This window comes from Adlercreutzia sp. ZJ242, assembly GCF_011038995.1.
Classification (GTDB): Bacteria; Actinomycetota; Coriobacteriia; order Coriobacteriales; family Eggerthellaceae; genus CAAEEV01.
In genome coordinates, this window is record NZ_JAAKEE010000075.1 from 1 (window position 1) to 7,827 (window position 7,827).

Annotated in this window: 8 protein-coding genes; 6 read left to right on the forward strand and 2 right to left on the reverse strand. The window is 66.3% G+C overall.

Annotation, left to right across the window (positions count from 1 at the left end; translation table 11 throughout):
• Positions 1 to 1,357: SNF2 helicase associated domain-containing protein (locus G7Y49_RS11505; RefSeq protein ID WP_206214688.1), on the reverse strand; the 1,357-nt coding region annotated here is incomplete at its 3' end.
• Positions 1,358 to 1,499: 142 nt separating this feature from the next.
• Here G7Y49_RS11505 and G7Y49_RS11510 point away from each other — a divergent pair.
• The 6 genes from G7Y49_RS11510 (at position 1,500) to G7Y49_RS11535 (ending at position 7,105) form a co-directional block, all read left to right on the forward strand.
• On the forward strand, positions 1,500 to 2,651 hold the full coding sequence (locus G7Y49_RS11510) for an Mbeg1-like protein (RefSeq protein ID WP_165173965.1): 1,152 nt from the start codon (positions 1,500 to 1,502) through the stop codon (positions 2,649 to 2,651).
• 268 nt (positions 2,652 to 2,919) lie between these two features.
• A complete protein-coding gene (locus tag G7Y49_RS11515; protein ID WP_241157407.1) occupies positions 2,920 to 4,242 on the forward strand; it encodes a glycosyltransferase family 2 protein in 1,323 nt (440 codons plus the stop codon).
• Positions 4,243 to 4,643: 401 nt separating this feature from the next.
• Positions 4,644 to 5,198, forward strand: a complete 555-nt coding sequence (locus G7Y49_RS11520; RefSeq protein WP_165173967.1) for a transcription termination/antitermination protein NusG — start codon at positions 4,644 to 4,646, stop codon at positions 5,196 to 5,198.
• A 172-nt stretch (positions 5,199 to 5,370) separates the two neighbouring features.
• Positions 5,371 to 6,105 carry a sugar transferase gene (locus tag G7Y49_RS11525; RefSeq protein ID WP_241157408.1) on the forward strand — a complete coding sequence of 245 codons (735 nt, stop codon included), beginning with the start codon at positions 5,371 to 5,373 and terminating at the stop codon, positions 6,103 to 6,105.
• A gap of 2 nt (positions 6,106 to 6,107) precedes the next feature.
• Positions 6,108 to 6,872: a DUF4422 domain-containing protein gene (locus G7Y49_RS11530; protein ID WP_206214689.1), complete on the forward strand. Its 765-nt coding sequence runs from the start codon at positions 6,108 to 6,110 to the stop codon at positions 6,870 to 6,872.
• On the forward strand, positions 6,872 to 7,105 hold the full coding sequence (locus G7Y49_RS11535) for a hypothetical protein (RefSeq protein ID WP_165173970.1): 234 nt from the start codon (positions 6,872 to 6,874) through the stop codon (positions 7,103 to 7,105). The genes G7Y49_RS11530 and G7Y49_RS11535 overlap by 1 nt, the downstream gene beginning before the upstream one ends.
• Positions 7,106 to 7,540: 435 nt before the next feature.
• On the opposite strand, the gene G7Y49_RS12375 is transcribed toward G7Y49_RS11535, so the two are convergent.
• Positions 7,541 to 7,666 (reverse strand): hypothetical protein, encoded by a 126-nt coding sequence (locus G7Y49_RS12375; RefSeq protein ID WP_255465937.1) that lies wholly within the window; start codon positions 7,664 to 7,666, stop codon positions 7,541 to 7,543.
• Between the last annotated feature and the right edge of the window lie 161 nt (positions 7,667 to 7,827).

The window sequence follows — 7,827 nt, forward strand, 5'->3', positions numbered from 1 at the left end:
CGCTGGCGGACGCGGACGCGCCGCCGCCCGCCTCGCCTCCCGCGCCTCGCCTCCCGCGCGCCGCCCGCCCGTCCGCGCGCTCCATCTGCTCCGCCGCGCGCTCGCCCGCGCAGGTGCTCGGCGACTTCGCGAGGTAGAACGCGCGCTCGCCGTAGCGCACCTGCGCGTCCACCTCGATCAGATCGCCCTTCTTCTGGTAGTCGAAGTAGAACGAAAGGCGCGCGGGCACGGGCTTCAAGAGCTCGAGCTCGGCGGGCGCGTCGACGGCGAGCGTCTCCTCGAGCGTGGGCAGCACGGTGGCGCAGAACAGCGGCATGTCCTCGGCCGCCACGAACAGCTGGTCGTCGGCGGAGCGGTAGACGCTGCGCAGGAAGTCGGCGCAGCGCGCGAAGGCGGGCGAGCAGCGGAAGAGCATCCCGTCCTGCAGCACGTACATGCGCGCGCCCTCGGCGGCGAAGGCCACGTTCTCGTCGCGCATGATGACGTAGCCGCCCTCGTGGCGCGTGATGCGCAAGGGGATGCGCGGGTCGGCGTCGACCACGTGCGCGCTCGAGGAGCGCCTGAAGCTGCCGTCGGTGCACTCGAGCGCGACGGAGTCGTGGCCGAGAAGGTCGATGAGGTCGATCACCTCGCCGTCGGACAGGTCGAGGTCGCGCCCCACGTACGGGGCGGCGAAGCTGCGCCAGCGCATGGCGTCGGGGGTGCGCTCGCGCTGCGCGACGGCGCGCTCGAGGAAGCGCACGAGGGCGCACCCGCGCTCGTCGAAGGCGCTCGGCGCGTGCGTGAAGGCGAGCTTCTTGCCGTAGGCGACGTGCTCGCGCGTGCGCACGGCCTCGACGAACGAGCTCACGGACTTCATGACGTAGCTGCCCTGGGGCCCGCGCACCTTGAAGCGCGCCGCCCAGCTCTCGTACCCGTAGACGAGCGTGACGTCGATGCCCACCGTGCCCGCGAGCTCGCCCTCGGCGGCGAGGCGCTCGGCGCGGCGCATGAACGCGGCCACGGACGGGCTCGTCTCGGGCGCGCGCGAGCGCTTGTAGCCGAGGAAGCCCTGCGGGTCGTCGATGTAGGAGAGCGCGAGCGCCACGGTGTGCTTGCACATGCCGTCGTACTTGAGGAACGCCGGGCAGGTGCACGAGTAGTCGAGGACCTCGCCGGCGTCCTCGTCGACGTCGACGGAGACGCGGTAGCGGTCGGCCCAGCCGCTCGAGGCGGCGACGAAGGCGGTGATCGTGGTCTCGCCCGCGCCGTAGCGCACCTGCTTGGTGAGGATGTTCTTCTCGCGGCCGGCGATCTGCCGCGCGCGCTGGAACGTGCGGGCGGGGCAGTGCCAGGCAAGGTCGTCAACGGTCAGCACGCGCCTCAAGCCTCCTTCGCCACGGAAAACGGGTATCGTCCATCATACCACGCCGGGTGACGGCGCATGCAGGCCGCGCGTGCTTTGCGTGGAGCGCCCGCGCCGGGGCGGCCCGCGTGGCGCGGCGCGCTACAATAGGCGCATGGAAACCATCGTCGACTTCCTCGAGCGCGAGCAGCGCACCTTCGCCGAGCTGGCGCTCACGCCGGTCGACTCCCTCGTGCTCTCGTCGCTCGTGTACTTCAACTTCGACGCGGCGGGCGTGGTCGAGCGGCAGTCGTCGCGCGAGGTGCTGCTGCACGACGTGGTGGCGCTCACCCCGCACGACGCGCTCACGGCGTCGAGCTGGCTGGAGGACGCCGAGCTCACGGGGCGCTTCGTGCATGCCGTCATGGCGAGCCGCCGGCTGCGCGACGTGCGCGTGACGTTCTTCGTCAACGAGTACGCGCGCGCCATCGAGAAGCAGTTCTCGGCCGCCGCCTTCCTGCTCCCGCGCGCGGTGCGCGGCGCGGACGCGGTCTACCTGGCCTTCCGCGGCACCGACGGCACGCTGGCGGGCTGGAAGGAGGACTTCAACCTCACGTTCAAGAACGTCATTCCCTCGCAGGCGGCGGCCTTGCAGTACCTCTCGGGCGTCGGGTCGGCCCTGGCGGGCCCGCTTGTGCTCGGCGGGCACTCCAAGGGCGGCAACCTCGCGCAGTACGCGGCGCTCACCTGCGACGACTCCCTGTTCGAGCGCATCGGGGCGGTGTACGACCACGACGGCCCGTCGTTCTTCGACGACCCCTCGCCGCGTGCGTCCTCCGAGGTATTCCTGCGCAAGCTGCACAAGACGGTGCCCTCCTCGTCGGTGTTCGGGCTCATGCTCGAGCGGCGGGGGGACTACGCCATCGTGGCGTCCGACGCGCCGCCGTTCCTGTCGCATTCGCCGTTCACGTGGATGGTCGCGGGGGCCGACTTCGCCTACGCCGAGAAGCTCACGCGCGGCTCCGCGACGTTCGACCGCTCGCTTGACGAGTGGCTGCACAGCGTGGACGCGGGCAAGCGCGAGCTGTTCATCGACACGGTGTACGAGCTGCTCATGAGCACGGAGGCGTCCACCTGGTCGGAGTTCCAGGAGAACCTGCCGAAGAACATCGCCACCATCGCGCGCCACGGCGCGGGGCTCGACTCCGAGCTGCGCGGGTTCCTTCTGCGCACGTTCGCCCAGGGCGTGGGGATCCTCACCTCCTCCACGGCGCGCAGCATCCTGCCCGACCCCCCGAAGCGCCTGCCCTCGAGCTCGGAGGGCTGAGCGCGGGCGTGGCCCAGCCGCCAGCCGCCTCGCTCGTCCCAACCCCCAGCCGCCTCGCATCCCCTTCCCTCCACCCCCGAGACCTGAGAATTGTGCGCGCCTTGTGTCCGAATGCGTACAAAAGCGTCACTTTTGCCTGCCAGAGCTGGGCAGGGGAGGTCGCGGTCGCTATACTCTCAAGAGTTTGCAAAAAGTTTGCACAAGGTGCATAAGGCCCGCGAGGGCGGAGTCGGACGCTGTGCGCGTCCCGTCGAAGGAGCGCGTGCAGGTGTTTGAGTGGTTCGCGGAGTCTATGGCGGCGTTGTCGTTCGTCGACATATTCAACGGCTGCGTCTTCATCACGTTCACCATCATGTACACCTACCAGCTGCTCTACGTGCTCGTGGTGCTCACGCGCCGCGCGCCGGTGCACGAGGCCAAGCGCAACCACAAGTTCGCCGTGCTGATCGCCGCGCGCAACGAGAGCGCCGTCATCGCCGACCTGATCGGCTCCATCCGCGCGCAGAACTACCCCGCCGAGCTCATCGACATCTTCATCATCGCCGACAACTGCACCGACGACACAGCAGAGCGGGCCCGCGCGGCGGGCGCGCACGTGTTCGAGCGCTTCAACCAGGAGCAGGTGGGGAAGGGCTACGCGCTCGACTTCGGCCTGAAGAGCATCTGGGAGCAGTTCCCCGACGCGGGGCACGAGGCGTACTTCGTGTTCGACGCCGACAACGTGCTCGACGCGAACTACTTCCGCGAGATGAACGCCACGTTCGACTCAGGCGCGCAGGCGTCCACGAGCTACCGCAACTCCAAGAACTTCGGCTCGAACTGGATCTCGGGCGGCTACGGATTGTGGTTTCTGCGCGAGGCGAAGTTCCTGAACCAGGCGCGCCTCACGCTGAACACCTCGTGCGCGGTCTCCGGCACGGGGTTCTTCATCGCGGCTGACATCCTGAAGCGCGCGGGCGGCTGGAAGTGGCACCTGCTCACCGAGGACATCGAGTTCTCGGTGTCGTCGGTCATCGACGGCGTGCGCATCTCGTACTGCCCCACGGCCATCCTCTACGACGAGCAGCCCATCACCTTCCGCGACTCGTGGAACCAGCGCTTCCGCTGGGCGAAGGGCTTCTACCAGGTGTTCTTCCACTACGCGGGCGGCCTGGTGCGCGGCATCGCGAAAAACCCCAAGGGCTACCGCTTCGCGTGCTACGACATGCTCATCACCATCGCGCCGGGCATGCTGCTCACGGTGATCTCGGTGGTGTTCAACGCGGCCATCGTCATCCTGGCGCTCTCGGGCGCCATGTCGGTGGGCATCGCGGTGGCGAGCTCCATCTCCTCGATCTTCTTCTGCCTGTTCAACTACATCGTGTTCATGTTCGTGTTCGGCGTGCTCACCACCTTCGTCGAGTGGGACGCCATCCGCATGTCGCGCGCCAAGAAGATCCGCAACCTGTTCACGTTCCCCCTGTTCCAGCTCACCTACATCCCCATCGCGCTCGTGGCGCTGGTGAAGAAGGCCACCTGGAAGCCCATCAAGCACTCCATCTCGGTCGACGTGGCCGAGTTCTCCGAAGCCCCCCGCAAAGCCGAGGAGTAGGGAAGGAGCGCGGCGCGTCGGGCGGCGCTTGCCTGCGGTATTCCCAGATGCCGCTGAAGCGCATGCGTGCGCTGGCGCTGAGTGCGGAAATCATGTCATTTGGTCCACGGGCGATTTTTTGCTCGCCGAAAAGTAGACTTTTTGTTGGGGGAAGGTTATTCTAAGCGGGTTTGAAATCATATCTTGATGCGACGGAGACTGCGCCTGTGGCGAGCTTCGCTTCGGTCAAGGGGATGAATATCTTTTCGTTTGACGCGCGTATTGCGGGGAGCGGAGCTGTGCCTGAAAGCTCGTCTGAGGGCGCCGCATAGGGCAGCGGGCCTTGCGGTGAACCATAGACAGGCTTCAGGGCCTTGGCAGGTTTCAGCCTCCTTGCGCTGCGCGCAGGGAGGGTGCGTTTCATGCCCAGGTGGTACGTGATCCAGGTGAGCGCCGGCCGCGACGACGTCGTGTGCGAGCGCATACGCCAGAAGGCGGCCGAGCTCGAGGACGAGGGCGCGGTGGCGCCAGGGGCGCTCGCGCGGGTGTTCTCGCTGCGCTATGAGACGCAGGCGAAGGTTCAGGGTGCGTACCGGCTGGTGAGGCGCAGGCTCATCCCCGGCTACCTGGTGGCGGTGAGCAGCAGGCCCGAGGACCTCGAGCGCATCCTCCGCAGCGTGGGCGAGTTCGCGCGGCTGCTGAGAAACGAAAAGGGATTCATCCCCCTGAGCGACGATGAGACGGCATGGATGGCGGCGTTCACCAAGGAAGGCAAGCGCGCGGTGCCCATGTCCACGGCGGTCAAGGAGGGCGACGAGGTGGTGGTCACCGACGGCCCGCTTCTGGGGTGCGTCTTTCCCATCAAGCGGATCGACCGCCACCGGAGCACGGCCTGGCTCGAGGTGACCATCTGCGGAAGAACGAAAGAGATCCCGCTAGGATTGAAGGTAATTGCCAGAAGAAGCACTGACAACTGAATACGCGGCAAGGAGAGGGCGCGCCTGCGGGCGCGTGCCTGTACCTTATGCGGGACAGCCCATAACTGAGGGGGCGTCATGCTCCTCCTGTTCGCGCAACCCCTCGCTGGGTCAATTGGCCCAGCGAGGGGTTGGCGGTTTTCTCACTCCGAATACGGAGACCGCCTAGCCCATGGAGCTGTACGGCGGGGAGATGGCGTTGGGCGACCAGGCTGAGGAAGCCTGCGTGGGCACACCCGGTCTCGGCGCATCACGGGAGGCGGCGCTCGACGGGAAGACGCTGACCGGAGTTGAAGATCGCATCGCCTACCGCGCCGTCAAGCGTGCCTTCGACATCGCTTTCAGCCTTTTCGTGCTGGTGGCCTTCTGCTGGCTGTACGCGATCATCGCGGTGGCGATCAAGCTCGACGACCCGTCCGGCCCCGTCATCTTCAGGCAGAAGCGCGTGACGAGGGACGGCCGCGAGTTCACCATGTACAAGTTCCGCAGCATGTGCGTCGATGCCGAGGAGCGCCTGGAGGAGCTGCGCAAGTCCAACGAGAAGACGGGACCCGTCTTCAAGATGGCCGATGACCCGCGCGTCACGCGGGCGGGGAAGTGGCTTCGGAAGCTCTCGCTCGACGAGCTGCCCCAGTTCGTGAACGTCCTCAAGGGCGACATCTCCATAGTGGGCCCCCGCCCGGCCCTGCCGAGCGAGGTGGCGACCTATGACGACTACCAGCGCCAGCGCCTGCTCGTGAAAGCCGGGATCACCTGCTACTGGCAGACGCGTCGCAACCGCGACGCAATCACCTTCGACGAGTGGGTCGACCTCGATCTGCTCTACATAGAGAAATGCGGCCTGTGGGCCGACTTCAAGCTGATAGTCCAGACGGTGGGCGTGGTCCTCACCGCGCAGGGGAGCTAGTCGTGGCGGAGCTTCGCATAGCCGTGGCGTCGCACAAGCCCTATTGGATGCCGCCCGACCCGGCCTATCTGCCCGTGCAGGTGGGCGCGGCGGGGAGGGACCCCATCCCCGGGTTCGCCCGCGATGACGAGGGCGATGGCATATCCGAGAAGAACTCGAACTACTGCGAATTGACCGCTCTGTACTGGGCGTGGAAGAACATTGACGCCGACCACCTGGGCCTGGTCCACTACCGCCGCCACTTCGCGGGCTCGGGGGAGCGCGGCGTGATGACCGGCGCGGAGGCCCTCGCCGACCTGGGCAGGGCCCCCGTGCTGCTGCCCCGCGAGCGGCGCTACTATGTGGAGACGATCGAGTCCCACTACGGCCACACCTTCGATCCCGCGCACATCGACGTGCTGCGCCAGGTGCTCTCGGAGACGTCACCCGAGCGCCTGCTCGCCTTCGAGCGGCGTATGCGCATGACGCACGCCCACATGCTCAACATGGCGGTCATGCGTGCGGACGTCCTCGGCGCCTATTGCGGCTGGCTCTTCGACGTGCTCGCGCGCGCCGAGGAGATGATCGACTTCGAGGGCATGACGCCTTTCGAGGCGCGGTGCATGGGGCGGCTCTCGGAGCTCCTGCTCGACGTGTGGCTCGACTCCGAGGGCGTTCCCTGCGTCGAGCGCCCCGTCGTGAGCATGGAGTCCGTCAGCTGGGTAAGGAAGGGCACCGCCTTCCTTGCGGCGAAGTTCCTGGGCAGGAAGTACGAGGAGAGCTTCTGATGGGCGTCGAAGGCCCCATGGGACAGAAGGCCCTCTACTTCGAGTGGGCGCGGGCCCTCGGGGCCGCGGCGGTCGTTCTCTTGTACGTGTTCGTCATCGTCCTCGACAACGGCTCGGTTGCCCAGGTTGGCGTCGCTCTCGCTCTTGCGTGGTCCGAGGTCCAGGTGGTGCTCACGCGATGGGCGGTCCCCGCCTTCCTCATGGTCTCGGGGCTCTCCTGCTTGACCCCCTAGGGAGATGGGCTGGGGGAGCGCGGTAGCCCTGCCACCCGTCTTGTTCGAGTTGACAACCTTCACGATCGCGTTTGGAGGCTCTTGCCTCGCGACGATGGCGCTCAAGAAGGTCCCGGGATGAGGAGCGTTCCGTGAGGGATGTCTTTGGCCATGAGTTAAGGTAAGTTATCGGTTCTAGACAAAATGTTGGGTAGATAATCGCGATAATCAACTCGCCATCAGGCAAAACTCTCTGAATTGAACGTATCTTTGACAACTAAAATCCCTGTTCAAACCCGATTTTGGGTACAGCAACCTATGCCCTCGGCAGGGCGAATTTTCGCGGATTCAGTTTTCAGCGCCCTAGGGGCGCAGATCGCCCAGGGGCATCACCGCCTTCTTGCGCGGCAGCGCGGCATGGCCAAGCGACATCACCTCCCGTCTCCTTTGGCTGGGCTAGAGCCTCGGGTCCTCGAGCTTCACGCCGTTGATCTTGACGCCGCGCTTGATGATCCCCATGTAGCCCAAGGACAGAAGGCAGCGACGCCTCATGCGCTCGAACGTCTCGAGCCCGTAGCTCATGCGCTTCATCACCTTGATCGAGTTGTTGAGTCCCCATATGACCCGGATCCTGTCAAGCGGGCGCAAGGAGAGACCCCTCGTCCGTCGGCGAGGGATCTCTCTCCATATGCATCGACCCTGTGGTGCGGATCCTGTTGCCTAACGCCTCAAAGCGTCGTATC